The following is a 17,389-nucleotide window of genomic DNA, read 5'->3' as shown; positions in this document are numbered from 1 at the left end:
ACCGGGGCTGCCGGCATCGCCCAGCTTGAGGATCGTGCCGCGCACCAGTGGTGCCAGGGTGCGCAGGTGCGCGCTGTGGGCTAGCAGCTCGGCCTTGGTCGTAGGGCTGAGGGTGGGGCTGACGGTGGCGCTGGTCATGCCCTGGCCAGCGTGCTTGTAGGCACTGAAGGCACCGGCGAGGTAGTTGTCGAGCGTGGCCAGCGGGTTGTGCATCAGCGCGCTGCTCGTGGCGGATGCCGGGCGGGCGTTTCTTGGGCCGGCGCCATCGGCCAGGGCGGACAGGCCACTGGCAATATCGAGGATGATCCGCTCGCCGAGCGTGGCGGCCTCGGCGAGGATGCCCTTGAGTTTGTCGGCGGCCTGGCTGACGAAATTATCAAGGCTGCCGACGATATCGGCGTTGAGGTGGCCGGCCAGCAGTTCGACCGAGGCATCGTCGAGCACCTGCTTACCCTCCTGGCGCACGAACAGCAGCATCGGCCGCAAGCTCATGCGTGCCGGCGCCTCACCGGCAGGCGAAGTGACCAGCCCGATCAGGTTGAGGGCAAAGGTGGCGCAGTCGAGCGGGTCGGGTACCTGGCTGCGGGCCAGGGTCGTGATAGCGCCGAGTGCGTCGATCAGGGCGATGCTGTTGCCCGCCACCGGCACATTGCCGGCGACAGCCTTGAGGCGCTCAAGGGTGGCATGGCCGGCACTGACTTCCCGCAGCCAGGCGTCGAACACGGCGGCGCCACGGCCGACGTCTTCGGCTTGGACTTCGGCCAACGGGGTGATCGCCACCTGCAAGGCGCAGGGTTTCACAAAGGTGTCGCAAGACCTTCCGGGCATGGAATCGCTGCTCCTGGTACCTGATCATCGAGGGCATCCAGGCAGATCGATTGCGCAGCACAGACAAGTTGCATACCAGGCCGCAGCCAGGGTGCCCGGCGCGCCGGGCATGCAACGGATTACTCAGTTGGGCCAGCCATCAGTCAGCCTGAATCGTGGCGAGAGACGATACTCAGGCGGTGGCACCTGAAGGAGTCAGGAACCACCCCGACGGAATGAGGGGGCTTTCCCATTTAGCTGTAGTGGAATTCTCACAAACATCATCAGCAGACAAACAGCCGACACCGACAACGCCTGCAACGAGGGCTGTGCCGGCGAGCTGTTGGGCGTGTCTTAGCGAGGCCAATCGTCAGGGTTGTTCACCCACCAGGTAGGTCTTGCTGATATGGCGGAACAGCGGGTGGCTGGCGCTGCCCATCAGTTCGAACAGCACCATCTCGCGGGTGACGATCTGTGCCCCGGCGGCGCGCATGCGTGCCAGGCCTGCGGCCTTGCTGGCGGCGGTACGGCTGTCGCAGGCGTCCTCGACCACGAACACCTGCTTGCCCAGGGCGAGCAGGCCGAGCACGGTCTGCAGCACGCAGACGTGGGTTTCCATACCGCACACGATCACCTGCTCACGGCCCAGCAGGCTGGCCGGCAGGCAGTCGGCGGCGACGCAGGAAAAGTGGGTCTTCTCGACGATGACGGCGCTTGGCGCAGCCGCCTTGAGGGATTCGAGGGTGTGGCCAAGGCCTTTTGGGTACTGCTCGGAAATCACCGTGGGCAGTGCCAGGTCGGCGGTCGCTGCCAGCAACCAGCGCGCCCGGGCCTCTGTGCCTGCGGGGTCGCTCATGGCGCCGATGAGTTTTTCCTGGATGTCGACCACCAGCAGCGTGGCGCGTGTTGAATCGATCAGCATTGTCAGCCCCTTGCCTGGAAAACCGTGGCCGTGACGCCACGCAGGCGACAAGCCTCGCCCAGGCAAGGGGTGACGTCAATCAGGCGGTGAGCCGCAGCGGCTCGAGCGCACCGGTAAGCGCACCCAGCACACGGTCTTCATGTTCATGGATGAAGAAGTGCCCGCCGGGGAACATCTCGAGGCTGAACTTGCCCTGGGACTCGCGGCGCCAGGCCTGCAGTTGTTCGGCGTTGGCGCGGTCGGTGTCACCGCCGAGCACATGCAGCGGGCAGTGCAACGGGGCTCGCTGACGGTAGGCATAGCGGCCGCACAACAGGAAGTCGGCGCGCACCACCGGCAACGTCAGGCTCATCAACTCCTGGTTGGCCAGCACTTCCTCGGGCGTACCGCCCAGCTTGCGCAACTCGGCCAGCAGCGCTTCGTCGCTCTTCGGCTCGCGCCAGTTCGCGCCGTCATAGTCCTCGCGCCGGGTCGGGGCCGCCGTGCCGCAGGCGAACAGCGCCAAAGGTGGCGGGCAGCCCAATGCCTGCAGCTCGTGGGCCAGCTCGAAGGCCACCAGCGCCCCCAGGCTGTGCCCGAGCAAGGCATAGGGAGCGTTGGCCGCCAGCCGTTGTTCGCTGGCCAGCTGCCGGGCCAGGGCCTGCATGTCGGTGTGCAGCGCCTCGCCCAGCCGCGCGCCGCGGCCCGGCAGCTCCACCGGGCGCACCTGCAGCCAGGCCGGCAGCTTGCGCCGCCAGCGGCTGTAGACCATGGCACTGGCCCCGGAGTACGGCAGGCACAGCAGGTTCACCGTGGTCACTGTGCGGCGGCTGCGGCCATCTGCTGGCGCAGGCTCAGCGGGCGCATGTCGGTCCAGACTTCATCGATCCAGGCCAGGCAGTCCTGCTTCAGGCCGCTTTTGCCGGCCGCGCGCCAGCCATTGGGGATGGCCTTGTAGTCGGGCCAGATGGAATATTGCTCTTCGTGGTTGATCACTACCTGGAACACGATGTCGTCGCGGTCGAAAACGGAAGTCATTGCCTGTCTCCTTGGATGATGAGGGCCGAATGCGCGGGGCGCAGCGTGGCTCTCAAGGAAACGAAAAGCGGCTGGGGAAAATTAGCCGGGTACTCCAGTCGATGACCTGGCCTGGGCAATGGCGGCCTGGATCGCGCTGCGGGCCTGGGGGCTGTTCTTCCAGCAACTGGAGCCGACCAGGCCGGCGGCGGCCTCGACGATCTGCCGGGCGTCGGCCTGGGCCAGCTGGGCCAGCGAGCTGTAGCCGAGCTGTTCCAGGCGCTGCAGCACGGTCGGGCCGACGCCCTTGACCGCCAGCAGTTGCTCACGTTCATCGGTTGAAAACGCCATCCTCACCTCCTTGTGATATTGCGGCTTTGCAAGCGCCGCGGATGATGGCATATATCGTCTTCTGCCCGCCAACCCCGCACCTGGAGAACTCCCCCATGCTCGGCGTGACCGACTACGGCGCTTTCGTGATTGCGTTCCTGATCCTCCTGGCGATCCCCGGCCCCGGCAACTTCGCCCTGATTACCGCCACCGGCAAGGGCGGCATCAAGGGCGGCCTGGCCGCCACCTTCGGGGTGATCCTCGGTGACCAGGTGCTGATGTGGCTGGCGGTGGCGGGCGTGGCCACCCTGCTGGCCGCATACCCGGCAGCGTTCCACGTGGTGCAGTGGGCCGGCGCCGCCTACCTGGCCTGGCTCGGTTTGCGCATGGTGCTGAGCAAGCCCGGCGCGGCGCCGCGCGACAGTGGCATGGCCGGCGGGCGCTACCTGCGCCAGACCATGATGATCACCCTGCTCAACCCCAAGGCGATCATGTTCTACATGGCGTTCTTCCCACTGTTCATCGACCCGGTGAAGCACCAGGGCATGCTGACCTTCGGCTTCATGGCGGTGACCGTGGCAGCGCTGACTCTGCTCTACGGCCTGGTCGCCGTGCTGCTCACCCACCACCTGGCCGAGCGCATGCGTGCCAGCCCACGGGTCAGCAACCTGCTGGAGCGTTTGGCGGGTGCCTGCCTAGTAGGGTTCGGGATCAAGCTGGCGGCGATGCGCTAGGTGCCACCCAGCAAGTCATGGGCATCCAGCAGGCGATACGCCACCTGCGGATTGCGCTCCAGGCCACGGCGGATGGCGGCGGGGATCGCCTGACGGGTCTTGCGGCACAGGCCGGGCAGCGCCTCCAGTTCGATGACGATGCCGCGCATGGTGCGTACCTCGTTGTAGCCGGGGGCGATGTGCACGCGGATGCCGAGGTTCTGGTACAGACGCCCTTGCAGATGGTGGAGGTCGTCGAGGTCCTTGAGGTTTTCCAGGCGCTCGACCAGGCGCTTTTCTTCCTCGCGGGTAAGCAGCAGGATGCGCCGCCCTTCGGCCGGGCCGTCGAGCAACTGCTCGCGGCCGCAGTCACAGGCGCCCGGGGGGCATGGGTGGCGTAGTGGCGGTTGGTTGGTCATGGGGCAAGGATAGCGCCTTTCATGCGGTTGGCAGCAGGCCGCACAACCTCGGCAAGCCAGGCACTGGCATCGCGTCAACCGGGGCTGCCTTGCGGCCCCGGTCACTCAAGGGAACAGCACGACGTCACTTGAACGGGCCTTTCACCCAGCCACTGTGCCAGCCTGAGCAGGTAGCCGTCGGGGTCCTGCACAAGGAACTGACGCAGCCCCACTTCAGCCTCTGCCACCCGGTACCACACTTCCTCGCAGGGCCTGAACAGCGGCCAGCGTTGCTGCTCAAGGCGTTCGATCAGCGGCTCGACCGCCACCACGTCGATCTGCAGGTGCATGCCCCGCCCCAGGGGTTTCTCCATCGGGCCGGTAAGCCAGTTGTCATCGGGGTCGAGCTGTTCGAGCATGACCTGCGACCCGGTCAGGTCCAGGTAGGCGAAACGCTGTTCCGGGCGTTGATAGGCGATGTCGAACCCCAGCAGTGAAACCCAGAAACCTAGGCTGGCCTCGAGGTCGCTGACGATCAGTTCGGGGACCAGGCTGTTGCGCTTGAGCATTGCGATCTTCCATGACGTGTTGGTTGGGCTGGCCGCTCACAGGGTGTCAGTGCGAACGCCGGGCGTCCACCAACGTGGCCGCGAGGTGCTGAACGAATGTGTGGTCGGCCGAAAGGTATCGGCCCCTTTCGCGTCAAAACAGCCCAGCAGCAAGGCCACCGTAGGCGCATCGTCGATGGCCCCGAGGGAGCTGCCGCAGGTCGGGCAGAAGGCGCGGCTGGCGCCTTCGGATGAGCGATACAGGCTCGGCGCCCCGCCCTCCCCGGTCCACGACACGTCGGCCTTGTCGAATTCCACCCAGCACAGGGTAAGGCTGCCGGAATGGCGCTGGCACAGATGGCAGGAACAGGTGTGGGGAAACCGCGGCGTACCGCGAGCGCTGAAGCGGATACGGCCGCACAGGCAGCCGCCGTTGTGAGTAGGCATGGGGCGCGTCCTTGGCTGATGAAAATGCCAGGACGGTAGCTGGGCACGCTCAACTGTAAAGCGCGAAAATGTTACGGCGAAATGCAACGGCGCTATGCTGGCCTGCCAACTGGTAAAGTGCGCGCCCTCCTTTGCACCAATGATGGAAAGCAACCGATGCACAAGATGATCGAGTTCCTCGCGGTGGTGGTGGTGTGCACCGTCATCGGCGTGGCCTGCGAACAGTACGACGTGAACCGCTACCTCAAATGGTTGCTGATGGCCCTGCCGGCGATCGTCTGGGTGCGCCTGCGCAACCCCTTCCTGCGCTGACTGGAGCCAGCATGCACGACCTGCAACTGAACGCCGACCTGTCCCGCCCCGTGACCGCGCACGGCGCCGCATTGCCCTGGCAGCCCAGCCCGCTGCCCGGCGTCGAGCGGCGCATGCTGTACCGGGTCGGCGGCGAGCAGGCGCGGGCCACCTCGCTGGTGCGCTATGCGCCGGGCAGCCGTTTCAGTGCCCATGTGCACGGTGCCGGCGAGGAGTTCGTGGTACTGGAAGGGGTGTTCGAGGATGAGCACGGCCGTTACCCGGTCGGCAGCTACGTGCGCAATCCACCGGGCAGCGCCCATGCCCCGGGCGCCAGCGAGGGCTGTGTGATCTTCGTGCGCCTGCGCCAGTTCCATCCGCAGGATCGCCAGGCGCTGGTGATGCAGTTACCTGCGCAGGGCGGAACGCTGTTCGAAAATGACCATGAACGGGTCTGGCTGGAGGTGCTGCAGCCCACTGGCACATGCCGCTGGGACAGTGGCCGTGGGCTGGAGCTGCTGGTACTGGCCGGCCGCTTGCACGGCGCGGCGGGCAGCTTGCCGACCTGGAGCTGGATGCGCCTGCCGGCGGGGCAGGCCATCGAGCTCAAGGCCGGCAGCGAGGGCGCGCGGGTCTGGCTGAAAGAGGCCGCGCTGAACCTGGGGGGCTAAGCCCCGCCCAGCGCCTCACGGAATCGCCGGGTGCTGGCCGCCGCCAGCAGCAGCCCGACCACCGCCACGCCCCCGCCGACCATGCCGATGTTCGCCACACCCGTCTGGCTGCTGACGATACTGCCCAGCAGCGCACCACCGCCGATGCCGATGTTGTAGATGCCCGAGAACAGCGCCATGGCCACATCGGTGGCGTCCGAGGCGAGCTTGAGGGTCTTGGATTGCAGCGACAGGCTGAAGCTCAAGATCGCGATGCCCCAGACCATGCTCAGGCCGGCGAACAGGTAGAAGTTGCCCGACAGCGGCAACAGCAACAGCAGGCACGCCGCCAGCGCACCGATCGAACCGACCAGGAAACCATGGGGGAAGCGATCGCTGTAGCGGCTGAACAGCAGCGAACCGAACACGCCCGCGCCACCGAACAGCAACAACAGCAGCGTGGTGCGCTCGCCGCCGATCTGCGCCACGTGCAGGGCGAAGGGTTCGATGTAGCTATAGGCCGTGAACTGCGCGGTGATCACCAGCGTCACCAACACATAGGTGATCACCAGCGCCGGGCGCTTGAACAGGATCGGCAGGCTGCGCAGCGAGCCCGAGTTCTGGCTGGGCAGCAGCGGCAGCGATTTCATCAGGCAGAGCATGGTCGCCAGCGCCACCCCGGCGATGCCCAGGAAGGTCACCCGCCAGCCCAGCGCCTCACCCACCACCCGCCCCAGCGGAATGCCCATGACCATGGCCAGGGTGGTGCCGGTGGCCAGCAGCCCGAGGGCCTTGGCCTGTTGCCCCGGCGGCGCCACCCGCACCGCCAGCGACGCGGTGATCGCCCAGAACACCGCGTGGGCCAGGGCGATGCCGATGCGGCTGACCAGCAGCATGGCGAAGCTTTGCGCCTGCCACGACAGCACATGGCTGACGATGAACACCAGGAACACCAGCAACAGCAGGCGGCGGCGCTCGATGTTGCGGGTCATCAGCATCATCGGCAGCGAGGCCAGCGCCACCACCCAGGCGTAGATGGTCAGCATCAGGCCGACCTGCGCGGTGGTCATGTCAAAGCTGCGGCCGATGTCGCTGAGCAGCGCCACCGGGACAAACTCGGTGGTGTTGAAGATGAACGCCGCCAGCGCCAGGGCGATGACGCTCAGCCAGCTGCCGGTGCCGGCGGTGGGCGGCATTGTGGTAGGTACGGGGCCATTCATGTGAGGGGGTGTTTCTCCGCGGGCAAGGCAACAGGGCGCGCGTCGGCAGCCGGGGATCAGGGCCGTTGACGCACGTGTTGTTATTGGAAGGATGCCGGGCATGGTACGCATCAAGGCCAGGCGTCACAACCACAGGGCGCCGCCATGGCAAGACGCAACAACGCATTCGCGGGGCAAGCCCGCTCCCACGACCACCAGTGCTGGCGTGGGAGCGGGCTTGCCCCGCGATTCGATCAGGCCTGCAAAGTCGCCATGTCGATCACGAACCGATACTTCACATCCCCGACGATCATCCGCTCATACGCCTGGTTGATGTTTCGGATATCGAGCATCTCGATATCACAGCTGATCCCGTGCTCTGCACAGAAATCCAGTACCTCCTGAGTCTCGGCGATCCCGCCAATCAACGACCCGGCCAGCACCCGGCGCTTCATCACCAGGTTGGCGGCATGCACCGGCGGATCGACCGGCTCGATCAGCCCGACCAGAATATGCACGCCACCGAACGCCAGGGTTTCCAGGTAGGGGTTGAGGTCATGCTGCACCGGAATGGTGTCGAGCAGGAAGTCGAAACGCCCGGCAGCGGCGCGCATCTGTTCGGCATCGGTGGAGACGATCACATGGTCGGCGCCCTGGCGGCGGGCTTCTTCGGCCTTGCTCGCCGAGCGGGTGAACAGGGTCACTTCGGCGCCCAGCGCCTTGGCGAACTTGATGCCCATGTGGCCCAGGCCGCCCATGCCCAGCACGCCGACCTTGTGGCCTGGGCCGACGCCATGGTGCTTGAGTGGCGAGTAGGTGGTGATGCCAGCGCACAGAATCGGCGCTGCACTGGCCAGGTCCAGGCCCTGGGGGATGCGCAGCACGAAGTGTTCGCTGACCACGATGCTGTTGGAGTAGCCGCCCATGGTGTTGCTGCCGTCCACCCGATCGGGGGTGGCGTAGGTCATGGTCGGGCCTTGCAGGCAGTATTGCTCGACGTCCTGACGGCAGGCCTCGCAGTAGCGACAGGAGTCGACCATGCAGCCCACGCCGACCAGGTCACCGACCTGATAGCGACTGACTTTTTCGCCCACCGCCGTGACCCGGCCAACGATCTCGTGGCCCGGCATCAGCGGGTACACGGCAATGCCCCACTCGTTGCGCGCCTGGTGAATATCGGAGTGGCACACGCCGCAGTAGAGGATTTCGATGGCAACATCATCGGCGCGCGGGCTGCGGCGCTGGAAGGTCATGGGAGCCAGGGGGCTGCTAGGGGTCTGGGCGGCGTAGCCGATGGCGTTGTACATGGGGCACCTCGAAAAGTGAAACGATTCAGGCGGCGCATTCTGGGCGCCAGAACCGCCCTCGCCCATCGCCGATTCTCCGGCATGCATGCCTGATTCTCCGGAATCGCCAGGCCACCTCTGGCGCTGAACTGCGATTCTGCGAAGATGCCACTGTCCGATTCTCTGCCCAGGTTGACCATGCACCTCACCCGCCACGTGGATGCCAACGCCACGCTCTGCTCATTAATCCGCGGCCTCGCCACGCGCCCAGGCTTCGTGCCGACCACGCTGCCTCAGGTACAGGTGCTGACCTGGGACCACTATGTGGCCAGCAGCCCGCAGATCTACGAGCCCAGCCTGATCATCCTGGCCCAGGGCAGCAAACTGGCGCGCCTTGGCCCGCGCACCCTGGAATACGGGGCTGGGCATTACCTGATCCAGGCGTTGTCGGTGCCTTTCATGTGCGAAACCTTCGCCACCCCGGACGCTCCGCTGCTAGGGGTTTCGGTGGATATCGACCGGGCGCAGCTGGGGGAGCTGGTGCAAAGCATGAACCTGGCACCGGATGCGCCGGTGCAGGTGCAAACCCCGCAATCGATGAGCTCGGCGGCATTGGACGCGGCCATGCGCGGCAGCGTCGAACGCCTGCTGCAGTGCCTGCAGGACCCACTGGACGCCAGGGTGCTGGGCCCGGCACGGGTGCGCGAGGTGCTCTATTGCGCCTTGCGCGGGCCACAGGCCGGGGTGTTGCGGGCGCTGGTCGAACAGCAGGGGCACTTCGCCCGCATCGGCGCCGCGCTGGCCTTCTTGCGCGAGCATTACGCCGAAGCCCTGAGCGTGGAAGAGCTGGCCAGCCGGGCCAACATGAGCGTGTCGACCTTCCACGAGCACTTCAAGCGCAGCACCGACCTGGCGCCGATGCAGTACCTCAAGCGCCTGCGCCTGCTCAAGGCCCAGCAGATGCTGATCGGCGAAGGCCTGGGCGTGGCCCAGGCGGCGCATCGGGTGGGCTACCAGAGCACCTCGCAGTTCAGCCGCGAGTACAAGCGCGAATTTGCCCGCAGCCCTGGGGAAGAACAGCCGTATACAAGCCTGCCGGTGTGAGGCCTGCGGCGCCTGCCGTCACGCCCGCAACGGGATGTTGCGCAAGGTCACCAGCGCCGTGGCGCACAGGGTTTCCTTGCCCTGCTTGATGGCGAACAGCTCGGCCGCGGCCACTGTGGTGTTGTGCGTCGCGCTGATCACCCGGCCCCTGGCCAGCACCTGCTCGCCGTCCGCCGGCGCGATCAGCTTGACGGTGAAGTCGGTGGTCATGTTGACCCAGCCGGGCGGCAGCAGGGTCCCTGCGGCCGAGCCTGCGGCGAAGTCCGCCAAGGTGCCGATGATGCCGCCCTGCAGGTAGCCGTTGTGCTGGGTCAGCTCTTTTCGCGTGGGCTGCTCGATCTCGCAGTAGCCTGGCTTGAGGTAGTTGTAATGAAAGCCCAGCAGCCTGGCCGCCGGCATGCTCAGCACTGCGGCTTGCACATGGGCGTCGTAATCCGGGTTGCTTGCAGTGAACTCTTGCATGGTGTCGTTCCTTGTCGTTGGCCTGAGAAGCGCTGCTAACCCTGCAGCCGCTCGAGAGTCTGATCCAGGTACTGGGTACGCATGGCGCTGCGCATGACCTTGCCGCTGCTGGTCTTGAGCAGCTTGCCGGGCATCAGCAGCACGATGTCGTGGGGGGTGATGTCGTTGTGGCTGACCACCGCCTGGCGAATGATCGAGATCACTTCGTCCAGCACGATCTTCTTGCGCCATTCGCGGCGAACTTCCTGCACCACGATGACCTTTTCCTCGGAACCGGCCACGGCGAACACCGCGCAGGCCGAATCTTCGAGGCTCTGGTGGGCGGCCGAAACGCTGTGTTCGATGTCATGTGGGTAGTAGTTCTTGCCGCGAATGATCATCACGTCTTTCATCCGCCCGGTTACGTATAGCTCGCCCTGGTGGATGAAGCCCAGGTCCCCGGTACGTAAATAAGGTGCCTGAATGGCCCCCGATAACGGGTTGCAGAAGGCCTGCGCGGACAGCGCGGGCTGGTTCCAGTAACCCTGGGCAACGTGCGGGCCACTGATCCAGACCTCGCCGATGGTGCAGGCTGCCAGGGCGTTGCCTGAACCAGGGTCAACGATCGCGACTTGCGAACCGGCCATCGCCCGGCCGGAGCTGACCAGGGTCTGGCCCCGCGACGCCAGCAGGATACGGCCGTCGCGCAAGGCCTCGGGGTCGACGGTTAGGGTCACCGGGCCCCTGCCCTTCTCGTTGCCGCACGCCTGCAGGGTGCACTCGGCCAAGCCATAGCAGGGGTAGATCGCCTCGCGGCGCAGGCCATGGCGCTGGAATGCCGCCTGGAAGGCGTTCAGGGTCTCGGCCTGGATGGGTTCGGCGCCATTGAACGCGACCTGCCAGCTGCGCAGGTCGAGCTCGATGTCCGGCTCACGGGCCAAGGCCTTGATGCACGCCGCGAAGGCGAAGTTGGGGCCGCCGCTGGAGTGCGCCCGATACCTGGAAATCGCTTGCAACCAGCGCAACGGCCAGCGCATGAACGTCACTGGCGACATCAGCACGCTGGTGGCGCCGACGAACATGGGCTGCAGAATGTTCCCGATCAGGCCCTGGTCATGGTAATGCGGCACCCAGCCGACCACCGTGGAGTCCGGGTTGTGGCCGAATGCCTGGCAGATCATGGCCTGGTTGGCGGCGATGTTGCCGTGGCTCACCATCACCCCTTTCGGCGCGCTGGTGGAACCAGAGGTGTACTGGATGAAGGCCAGGGTGTGCGGGTCGGCTGCCGGTACACACAGCGGCACTGGCTCGGGCAGGTCTTGGCTGTCCATGGCCAGCCAGACCAGTCCCTCGCGCGGCCCCTGGCCTTCGAGCGCATCGCCGAGCACCTTGACCGTGACAACCAGCCGCGCCGAACAGTCCTCGGCGATGCCTTGCAGGGTGCGCTGCGAGCGCCTTTTATTGGGCGGGCACAAGGGCACGGCGACCACCCCGGCGTACAGGCAGGCAAAGAACGCCACGATGAAATCCAGCCCTGGCGGCAGGATCAACAGCGCCTGGTCACCCGGCCGCGCCCGGCTGAGCAGTTGCCCGGCGAAGTGCCTGGCCGCCGTGCGCAACTGCACGAAGGTTAGCTGGCGTTCCACCTGCAAGCCTTCGCTCAGGAACAGGTAGGCCGGCTTGTCCGGGCAGTGTTGGCTGTGCCGGTCGAGGCAGTCTGTGATCAATGGGGTGGCGCGCATGCAACGCTCCTGTCGAGTGGCCCGGCGAATGATCGCTGCAGAAGATCGACCAGCCGCTGCGGCTGCTCGACATGGAAGAAGTGGCCGCCGTCACAGGCCTGAAACTCGAACGCGGCGCAGGTCCTGTGCTGCCAGGCCATGAGCTCGTCAGCCACCACGACCCGGTCATCCGTGGCGTGGATCGCCGTGATCGGGCACCGCAACGGCGGGTGGGGCGTATAACCATAGGTTTCGACCAACGCCAGGTCGGCGCGAATCACCGGCACCAGGCTGTGCAGCAGGCGGCTGTTGCCATCGAATGCAGCAGGCACCCCGCCATAGGCGCGCAAGGCCTCGATGAAGGCGTGATCGGCCAACTGGTGAACCGGCGCAAGCCGCGCGGCCAACTGCGGCGCGCGGCGCCCAGAGACGAACAGGTGTGCCACCTGCCGCGGGTTGTCACGCGCCAGCAGGCGCGTAACCTCGTAGGCCAGGATCGCCCCCATGCTGTGGCCATAGAACACCAGCGGTGCGGGCTGGCCGGCGAGTTGCCCGGCGATATGCAGGGCCAGGCCGTCGAGGGTACTGAAACCGGCGCGTTGCCCGTGGCTGTCGAAGCAGCCCGGCCGCAGCCGCCGGATGCCCGGCCCAAGGCGCGCGCCCCACGCGTTGTAGGTGGCATTGCTGCCGCCGGCATGGGGGAAGCACACCAGCGAAACGCCTTGCCCGTGCATGTTCGGCCGCCTCGCAGCGTCAGGCGAACTGGACATCGAGGGCCGCCAGGCTGCGCACGATGAAGCTGCCCGATTGCCAGCTGGGCGCGGCGCCCCCGCGCAGCATCGGCGGCCCTTGCAGCAAGCGCCCGATCACTGCTTCGGCCTGACGCTCGGCCAGCAAAGCGCCCAGGCAGCCATGCATGCCGTAGCCGAATGCCAGGTGGCCTTTGGTCTTGCGCTCGATATCGAACGCCTCGGCATCGGCGAACACTCGCTCGTCCCGGTTGGCCGAACCCAGGCACAGCAGGATCTGCTCGCCGGCCTTGATCGGCTGGCCGTCCAGCACCAGATCGCGGGTGGCCAGGCGTTTGGTGTGCTGCAACGGCGTCTCGTAACGCAGCGCCTCCTGCACACTGCCGGCGACCAGCTCCGGGCGCTGTTGCAGCAAGCGGTACTGCGCCGGGTGCTCGAGCAAGGCGTGGATGGCGTTGCCGATCAGGCTCTTGGTGGTTTCGTTGCCGGCCACGAAGCACATGATGCAGACGAAGATCAGCTCTTCCTGGTTCAGGCGGTCACCATCCAACTGCAGGTCGAGCAGCTGGCTGATCAGGTCCTGCCGGGGCGCTCGCCTGCGCTCGTCGATCACCGTCGAGAGGTACGCCATGTAGTCATCGAGCACGGCGCTGACCTTCTCGAAATCGTCCTTGACCATCAACCCCGGCTCGAGCAGGAAGCGAATGGCATGGGTCCAGGCATCGATGGTGGCGTGCATCTCGCTCGGCAGCCCGACCCAGTGGCACATGATGCGCAGCGGCAAGGGCTGGGCCAGCCCGGCGACGATGTCCAGGCCGCCATGCCGGTAACCCTCGGCCAGCAGCTCCTCGACCATGCCCTCGAGGGGCGCCTGCAGCTGATCCAGCGCCTTGGCGCTGAAGGCGATGTTCATCAGCTTGCGCAGGCGATTGTGGTCAGGGTTCTCGGTGAACACGATCGACTTGTAGGCCAGGCGCTGGAACGGCGCATTGTCGCGCCCGAACCTGGCCGCCTGGTTGTCCACCTGCTGGGGAATGATGCTGGCATTGCAACTGCGGTCGCGCAGGATGCCCATGACATCGGCATGCCGGGTGACCACCCACATGCCCAGCACCTTGTGCAGCGGGTTGTGTTCGCGCAACTGGCCGTAGACCCGGTAGGGCGTTTCGCGGAACTCGGCGCTGAACGGGTTGAAACGCGGCAACTGCAGGGGTTTGTCAGCGCAGGATCGCTGACTCTGGGCACTTTCGGACATCGACAGTTTCCTTCCATCAGATGGATTAGCGCAGAGCGTGGAGCTGGAGCCGCAACAACTGGATCTTGCCGAACTGGAAGCCATAGGCCGACATCTTCAGGTAACGCAGGTAGCGGTTGACCACCTCTTCACCCACCCGCTCCACCGCCAGCGCCCGGTTGGCGGACAGCCGCCGGTACCAGTGCTCGCAGGTGCGCGCGTAATCCAGGCGACCATTCTCGACGCGCTCGATCTCGAACACGCCCTGGGCCGCTTCGGCGATCTCGCTCAAGGTCGGCAAGTCCGCGTTGGGGAATATCTGCTCGTTGAAGAACCGGCTGGCCTGCTCCCGGGCCATGGCGCCATAGGCGATGGTCTGCAGCGAGAGCCGGCCGCCGGGCTTGAGCCAGCCACGGCAGGCACTGAAGAACCGGCGATAGATCGCGATCTTTTCCTCGATGCTGTCGGTGGGGGCGGCAAAGTGCTCGAAGGCGCCAACGGAAATGATCCCGTCGAATGGCTGCTCGGGCTCATATTCCTGCCAGTTGCTGACGTGCACCGCGACCTTGCCCCAAGGCTGGGCCTCGATATGCCGGGCCTGCTGCTCGCTCAGCGTCAGGCCCACGGCGCGGTTGATGTTGGGCATCCGTTCCAGGGCCTGCAGCACCCCGCCCCAGCCACAGCCGACATCCAGGACCGACTGCAGGCGTGGTGCATCGATCGCGTCGAGGTGGTAGGCGATCTTGTTGTTCTGGGCGTTTTCGAGGGTGTCGCAGCCGACCCAACGCCCGCAGGAGTAGGACAAGGTCGGGTCCAGCCACAATTCATAGAAGTCGTTGCCCACGTCGTAGTGATGACGGATGGCTTGCGACTCGGCGTGCAGGCGTTGTTCGGCAGGCGCGGTGCTCATGGTCAGGCCTTCCTGCTGCGCGCCACGATCAGGCTGGCGACCGCCGTGATCGAGGGGTTGTCGAACAGCTCCTCGGCGGAGATCTCGACGCCGTAGGCTTGCTCGATCTCGATCAGCAGCGATACGGCCAGCGACGAGTCCAGGCCCAGTTCGCTGAAATCCTTGCGTTCATCCACAGTGCTCGCAGGGGCGTTGAGCAACTGGCCGATCTGCTCCCTGCACCAGTGAACCACGGTGTCCTTGTCGGCGGTGACAACTTCGAATGAGGTCATGATCGAGCTTCCTTGTTAGCGTGGTTGTAGTGTTCTGTTTTTACGGCTGGTTCTTCGCTGCGCGCTGGGCACCCGCAGGTCCCAGGCCAGGCCGGCCAGGTTCAGGCCGCGGATCACCCAGTAGCCTGGGTCGAACACCGACCATTGCAGGCCGAACGAGGGCGACTCGGGAAAGGCGTGGTGGTTGTTGTGCCAGGCCTCACCGAACGTCAGCAGGCCGAACACGCCGCCGTTGCGGCTGAAGTCGCGGGATTGGTAGGGCCGGGTGCCGAAGCGGTGCAACAGCGAGTTGATCGACCAGATGATGTGGCCGACGACGAACATGCGCACGGCGCCCCCCCACAAGAAGCCCGTCAGCGCACCCCACCAGGACTGGCTGAGCAACCCGCCCAGGATGGCCGGCAGCACCAGGCCCAGCGCGACCCAGCTGTAGTAGTGACGTGCGGTGCGCGCCACCAGCGGGTCACGCAGCAGGTCCGGGGCATAGTAGGCAACGTTGGGGTAGTCGTGCTCCTTCATCCAGGTGAAGTGCGAGTGCACCAGGCCCGTGATGCCGGCCACCAGGCCCGGGCCATGCAGGTTTGGCGAGTGCGGGTCGCCAGGCTGGTCGCTCAGTTCATGGTGCCGGCGGTGCATGGCGACCCAGGACAGCAGCGCGCCCTGCCCCGCCATCGAACCGAGCACGGTCAGCGCGGCGCCGACCATCGGCTTGGCCTTGAACGAACGGTGGGTGAAATAGCGGTGGTAGCCGACGCTGATACCGATGCCCGACAGGGCCCAGAAGGCAACGAACAATCCGATGTCCACGGTGCTGACCGGGTGAATGAAGGCCAGCGCGATCGCCAGGACCACGCCGAGGATGGGCAACACGTCGAACAGCAGGAAATGCTTGCGTTGCAGCCGATGAAAGTACGGGCTGCTGATGGCTTTGCGTTTGGGGTCCTTGCGTTCAGGTCGGTCTTCGACCCCGGAAAGTTTTTCCGGCGCGCGCGCGGCACTGTCCATGTCGATCACTCCATGATTCAGGATGAATGGCACTTGGGGGGCGGCGGCCGGCGCTCAGCCAGCAGCCGGTGGTACGGTCAGCCAGCCACCAGGAACGAGGCGCTGGCGCGGACCACGCGTTCCTCGCCGACGTTGATGTAGCTGTTGGCGAAGACCAGGCGGCTGCCGGTTTTCTGGATGTCGACCGTCGCCTCCAGCCAGTCGCCGACCTTGGCGGAGCCGGCGAAATCGGCGGTCAGGCTGGTGGTCACCAGTTTCAGGGGCGGGTCCTTGGAAAACGCGGCGTTGTAGCCCAGGGCAATGTCGGCCAGGGCCATGAACAGGCCGCCATGGGCCAGGCCGCGCGCATTGGCGTGTTTTTCCTGCACACGAATACCCACGGTAAAGCCATCGCGGCTTTCGCGGTAATGGAACGGGCCCAGCAGGTCGAGGAACGGGCTGCTGCGAAACAACGGTTTGAAACCCTCGGGGATATCCATATCAACGTCCTGTTGCTTTTGTAATTGGAGTCAGGTCATCGAAGGGCGAATGTGGCGTTCGCTCTAGGTCACGGCTTCGGACAGGAACCTGCGGATATCGGCGTTGACGCGCTCGGCGTGGGTCATGTTCACCGCATGCGCGGCACCGGCGACGCTGGAGAACTGGCTGTGGGCCAGCCCCGCCTTGAGTTGCTGGGCCTTGTCCTGGCTGATGGCGCGGTCTGCGTCGCCCCAGATCACCAGGGCCGGCTGTTGCAGGCGAGCCAATTGGGGCAGCAGGTCATCGCGTTCGGCGAGGGCCTTGAAGTTCAGGGCGAGGGTGGTGGTATCGAGGGCTTTCCACTTGCTGATCCATGGCGCGGCCAACGCCGGGTCGTCACCGAGGATGAAGCCCGCCACGGTTTGCGCCAAGGCATCGGTCAACGAATAGTTCATCCAGGCGTCGAGCAACTGCGCATACAGTTGCTGCTGCCCAGGCGCGTCGAGCCCGGCCTGGGTTGCGATCAACACCAATGCCTGGACCTTTTCGGGGTAGCGCAAGGCGGCGCGCAGGCTGACATAGCCACCCTGGGACATACCGACCAGAACGGCTTGGGGGATATCGAGATGGTCGAGCAGCGCGGCCAGGTCGTCGGCGCTGTCCCACAGGCTGAAGGGTTCACGGTTCGGCCCCGCCTGCCCATGCCCACGCTGGTCCCAGGTGATGACCCGGTAGTGCTCGCGCAACGCTTCGACTTGTGCGTCGAACATGCTGCGGTCCATGAGCAGGCCGTGGGAGAAGACCAGGGCGACATCACCTTGTAGGGTGTCGGTATAGTGGATCGATCGTCCATTGATCCTGATGACGCTCATTTTTATCTTCCTTGATATTCAGGCGCTCGGCTGAA

The 17,389-nt window shown here is 65.7% G+C and carries 22 protein-coding genes and 1 pseudogene; 4 read left to right on the top strand and 19 right to left on the bottom strand.

The features are described from left to right. The 5 genes and pseudogenes from DM373_RS17495 to DM373_RS17475 form a co-directional block, all read right to left on the bottom strand. Positions 1-828: pseudogene (locus DM373_RS17495) on the bottom strand (RHS repeat-associated core domain-containing protein); the annotation flags it as partial. Between the two features lie 349 nt (positions 829-1,177). Beyond that, positions 1,178-1,729 (bottom strand): hydrolase, encoded by a 552-nt coding sequence (locus DM373_RS17490; RefSeq protein ID WP_110994765.1) that lies wholly within the window; start codon positions 1,727-1,729, stop codon positions 1,178-1,180. A 79-nt stretch (positions 1,730-1,808) separates the two neighbouring features. Further along, positions 1,809-2,528 (bottom strand): thioesterase II family protein, encoded by a 720-nt coding sequence (locus DM373_RS17485; protein WP_110994764.1) that lies wholly within the window; start codon positions 2,526-2,528, stop codon positions 1,809-1,811. Continuing rightward, complete coding sequence (locus DM373_RS17480; protein WP_110994763.1) at positions 2,525-2,746, bottom strand: MbtH family protein; 222 nt, start codon at positions 2,744-2,746, stop codon at positions 2,525-2,527. The genes DM373_RS17485 and DM373_RS17480 overlap by 4 nt, the downstream gene beginning before the upstream one ends. Before the next feature lie 81 nt (positions 2,747-2,827). Beyond that, positions 2,828-3,076: a helix-hairpin-helix domain-containing protein gene (locus tag DM373_RS17475; protein ID WP_110994762.1), complete on the bottom strand. Its 249-nt coding sequence runs from the start codon at positions 3,074-3,076 to the stop codon at positions 2,828-2,830. A gap of 95 nt (positions 3,077-3,171) precedes the next feature. On the opposite strand from DM373_RS17475, the gene DM373_RS17470 reads away from it, so the two are divergent. Beyond that, complete coding sequence (locus tag DM373_RS17470; protein WP_110994761.1) at positions 3,172-3,789, top strand: LysE family transporter; 618 nt, start codon at positions 3,172-3,174, stop codon at positions 3,787-3,789. Here DM373_RS17470 and DM373_RS17465 read toward each other — a convergent pair. From DM373_RS17465 to DM373_RS17455, 3 genes are all read right to left on the bottom strand, one after another. Continuing rightward, positions 3,786-4,187 (bottom strand): hypothetical protein, encoded by a 402-nt coding sequence (locus tag DM373_RS17465; RefSeq protein WP_110994760.1) that lies wholly within the window; start codon positions 4,185-4,187, stop codon positions 3,786-3,788. The genes DM373_RS17470 and DM373_RS17465 overlap by 4 nt on opposite strands. A gap of 101 nt (positions 4,188-4,288) precedes the next feature. Then, on the bottom strand, positions 4,289-4,735 hold the full coding sequence (locus DM373_RS17460) for a bleomycin resistance protein (RefSeq protein WP_110994759.1): 447 nt from the start codon (positions 4,733-4,735) through the stop codon (positions 4,289-4,291). Positions 4,736-4,771: 36 nt separating this feature from the next. Next, complete coding sequence (locus DM373_RS17455) at positions 4,772-5,161, bottom strand: GFA family protein (RefSeq protein ID WP_110994758.1); 390 nt, start codon at positions 5,159-5,161, stop codon at positions 4,772-4,774. Positions 5,162-5,317: 156 nt separating this feature from the next. Between DM373_RS17455 and DM373_RS28775 the strand changes: the two genes are divergently transcribed. Both DM373_RS28775 and DM373_RS17450 read left to right on the top strand, forming a co-directional pair. After that, complete coding sequence (locus tag DM373_RS28775) at positions 5,318-5,473, top strand: hypothetical protein (protein ID WP_153788526.1); 156 nt, start codon at positions 5,318-5,320, stop codon at positions 5,471-5,473. Positions 5,474-5,484: 11 nt separating this feature from the next. After that, positions 5,485-6,123 (top strand): cupin domain-containing protein, encoded by a 639-nt coding sequence (locus DM373_RS17450; RefSeq protein ID WP_208642805.1) that lies wholly within the window; start codon positions 5,485-5,487, stop codon positions 6,121-6,123. Here DM373_RS17450 and DM373_RS17445 read toward each other — a convergent pair. Together DM373_RS17445 and DM373_RS17440 are read right to left on the bottom strand one after the other, a co-directional pair. After that, positions 6,120-7,322: a sugar transporter gene (locus tag DM373_RS17445; RefSeq protein WP_110994757.1), complete on the bottom strand. Its 1,203-nt coding sequence runs from the start codon at positions 7,320-7,322 to the stop codon at positions 6,120-6,122. The two genes, DM373_RS17450 and DM373_RS17445, sit on opposite strands and share 4 nt — an antisense overlap. Before the next feature lie 233 nt (positions 7,323-7,555). Continuing rightward, entirely contained in the window at positions 7,556-8,608 is a 1,053-nt protein-coding gene (locus DM373_RS17440) for an NAD(P)-dependent alcohol dehydrogenase (RefSeq protein WP_110994756.1), read from the bottom strand. Between the two features lie 177 nt (positions 8,609-8,785). On the opposite strand from DM373_RS17440, the gene DM373_RS17435 reads away from it, so the two are divergent. Next, the gene (locus tag DM373_RS17435) at positions 8,786-9,691 is read left to right on the top strand and encodes an AraC family transcriptional regulator (RefSeq protein WP_110994755.1); all 906 of its coding nucleotides are present in this window, start codon (positions 8,786-8,788) and stop codon (positions 9,689-9,691) included. An 18-nt stretch (positions 9,692-9,709) separates the two neighbouring features. Here the strand turns inward: DM373_RS17435 and DM373_RS17430 are convergent, their stop codons facing one another. From DM373_RS17430 to DM373_RS17390, 9 genes are all read right to left on the bottom strand, one after another. Further along, positions 9,710-10,153 carry a PaaI family thioesterase gene (locus DM373_RS17430; protein WP_110994754.1) on the bottom strand — a complete coding sequence of 148 codons (444 nt, stop codon included), beginning with the start codon at positions 10,151-10,153 and terminating at the stop codon, positions 9,710-9,712. A 35-nt stretch (positions 10,154-10,188) separates the two neighbouring features. Continuing rightward, the gene (locus DM373_RS17425) at positions 10,189-11,874 is read right to left on the bottom strand and encodes a fatty acyl-AMP ligase (RefSeq protein WP_110994753.1); all 1,686 of its coding nucleotides are present in this window, start codon (positions 11,872-11,874) and stop codon (positions 10,189-10,191) included. Continuing rightward, on the bottom strand, positions 11,856-12,587 hold the full coding sequence (locus DM373_RS17420) for a thioesterase II family protein (RefSeq protein WP_157966855.1): 732 nt from the start codon (positions 12,585-12,587) through the stop codon (positions 11,856-11,858). The genes DM373_RS17425 and DM373_RS17420 overlap by 19 nt, the downstream gene beginning before the upstream one ends. A 19-nt stretch (positions 12,588-12,606) precedes the next feature. Then, the gene (locus DM373_RS17415) at positions 12,607-13,857 is read right to left on the bottom strand and encodes a cytochrome P450 (RefSeq protein ID WP_110994751.1); all 1,251 of its coding nucleotides are present in this window, start codon (positions 13,855-13,857) and stop codon (positions 12,607-12,609) included. Between the two features lie 25 nt (positions 13,858-13,882). Continuing rightward, complete coding sequence (locus DM373_RS17410) at positions 13,883-14,746, bottom strand: class I SAM-dependent methyltransferase (RefSeq protein WP_110994750.1); 864 nt, start codon at positions 14,744-14,746, stop codon at positions 13,883-13,885. 2 nt (positions 14,747-14,748) lie between these two features. Then, entirely contained in the window at positions 14,749-15,018 is a 270-nt protein-coding gene (locus tag DM373_RS17405; RefSeq protein ID WP_110994749.1) for an acyl carrier protein, read from the bottom strand. A gap of 15 nt (positions 15,019-15,033) precedes the next feature. Continuing rightward, positions 15,034-16,023 carry an acyl-CoA desaturase gene (locus DM373_RS17400; RefSeq protein WP_110994748.1) on the bottom strand — a complete coding sequence of 330 codons (990 nt, stop codon included), beginning with the start codon at positions 16,021-16,023 and terminating at the stop codon, positions 15,034-15,036. 77 nt (positions 16,024-16,100) lie between these two features. Beyond that, positions 16,101-16,502: a PaaI family thioesterase gene (locus DM373_RS17395; protein WP_110994747.1), complete on the bottom strand. Its 402-nt coding sequence runs from the start codon at positions 16,500-16,502 to the stop codon at positions 16,101-16,103. Between the two features lie 63 nt (positions 16,503-16,565). Beyond that, a complete protein-coding gene (locus DM373_RS17390) occupies positions 16,566-17,354 on the bottom strand; it encodes an alpha/beta fold hydrolase (RefSeq protein ID WP_110994746.1) in 789 nt (262 codons plus the stop codon). Positions 17,355-17,389: the final 35 nt, after the last annotated feature.

The organism is Pseudomonas sichuanensis, assembly GCF_003231305.1.
Classification (GTDB): domain Bacteria; phylum Pseudomonadota; class Gammaproteobacteria; order Pseudomonadales; family Pseudomonadaceae; genus Aquipseudomonas; species Aquipseudomonas sichuanensis.
Note: the sequence above shows the minus strand (reverse complement) of the source record. Positions and strands in the feature narration are given on the sequence as shown.

Excerpts from the sequence above, each read along its gene's own strand:
- DM373_RS17475 (WP_110994762.1), bottom strand. The coding sequence starts at position 3,076 with ATGGCGTTTTCAACCGATGAACGTGAGCAACTGCTGGCGGTCAAGGGC.
- DM373_RS17395 (WP_110994747.1), bottom strand. The coding sequence starts at position 16,502 with ATGGATATCCCCGAGGGTTTCAAACCGTTGTTTCGCAGCAGCCCGTTC.
- DM373_RS17430 (WP_110994754.1), bottom strand. The coding sequence starts at position 10,153 with ATGCAAGAGTTCACTGCAAGCAACCCGGATTACGACGCCCATGTGCAA.
- DM373_RS17435 (WP_110994755.1), top strand. The coding sequence starts at position 8,786 with ATGCACCTCACCCGCCACGTGGATGCCAACGCCACGCTCTGCTCATTA.
- DM373_RS17390 (WP_110994746.1), bottom strand. The coding sequence starts at position 17,354 with ATGAGCGTCATCAGGATCAATGGACGATCGATCCACTATACCGACACC.
- DM373_RS17450 (WP_208642805.1), top strand. The coding sequence starts at position 5,485 with ATGCACGACCTGCAACTGAACGCCGACCTGTCCCGCCCCGTGACCGCG.
- DM373_RS17445 (WP_110994757.1), bottom strand. The coding sequence starts at position 7,322 with ATGAATGGCCCCGTACCTACCACAATGCCGCCCACCGCCGGCACCGGC.
- DM373_RS17460 (WP_110994759.1), bottom strand. The coding sequence starts at position 4,735 with ATGCTCAAGCGCAACAGCCTGGTCCCCGAACTGATCGTCAGCGACCTC.
- DM373_RS17480 (WP_110994763.1), bottom strand. The coding sequence starts at position 2,746 with ATGACTTCCGTTTTCGACCGCGACGACATCGTGTTCCAGGTAGTGATC.
- DM373_RS17405 (WP_110994749.1), bottom strand. The coding sequence starts at position 15,018 with ATGACCTCATTCGAAGTTGTCACCGCCGACAAGGACACCGTGGTTCAC.
- DM373_RS17440 (WP_110994756.1), bottom strand. The coding sequence starts at position 8,608 with ATGTACAACGCCATCGGCTACGCCGCCCAGACCCCTAGCAGCCCCCTG.
- DM373_RS17400 (WP_110994748.1), bottom strand. The coding sequence starts at position 16,023 with ATGGACAGTGCCGCGCGCGCGCCGGAAAAACTTTCCGGGGTCGAAGAC.
- DM373_RS17420 (WP_157966855.1), bottom strand. The coding sequence starts at position 12,587 with ATGCACGGGCAAGGCGTTTCGCTGGTGTGCTTCCCCCATGCCGGCGGC.
- DM373_RS17465 (WP_110994760.1), bottom strand. The coding sequence starts at position 4,187 with ATGACCAACCAACCGCCACTACGCCACCCATGCCCCCCGGGCGCCTGT.
- DM373_RS17410 (WP_110994750.1), bottom strand. The coding sequence starts at position 14,746 with ATGAGCACCGCGCCTGCCGAACAACGCCTGCACGCCGAGTCGCAAGCC.
- DM373_RS17415 (WP_110994751.1), bottom strand. The coding sequence starts at position 13,857 with ATGTCCGAAAGTGCCCAGAGTCAGCGATCCTGCGCTGACAAACCCCTG.
- DM373_RS17455 (WP_110994758.1), bottom strand. The coding sequence starts at position 5,161 with ATGCCTACTCACAACGGCGGCTGCCTGTGCGGCCGTATCCGCTTCAGC.
- DM373_RS17470 (WP_110994761.1), top strand. The coding sequence starts at position 3,172 with ATGCTCGGCGTGACCGACTACGGCGCTTTCGTGATTGCGTTCCTGATC.
- DM373_RS17425 (WP_110994753.1), bottom strand. The coding sequence starts at position 11,874 with ATGCGCGCCACCCCATTGATCACAGACTGCCTCGACCGGCACAGCCAA.
- DM373_RS17490 (WP_110994765.1), bottom strand. The coding sequence starts at position 1,729 with ATGCTGATCGATTCAACACGCGCCACGCTGCTGGTGGTCGACATCCAG.
- DM373_RS28775 (WP_153788526.1), top strand. The coding sequence starts at position 5,318 with ATGCACAAGATGATCGAGTTCCTCGCGGTGGTGGTGGTGTGCACCGTC.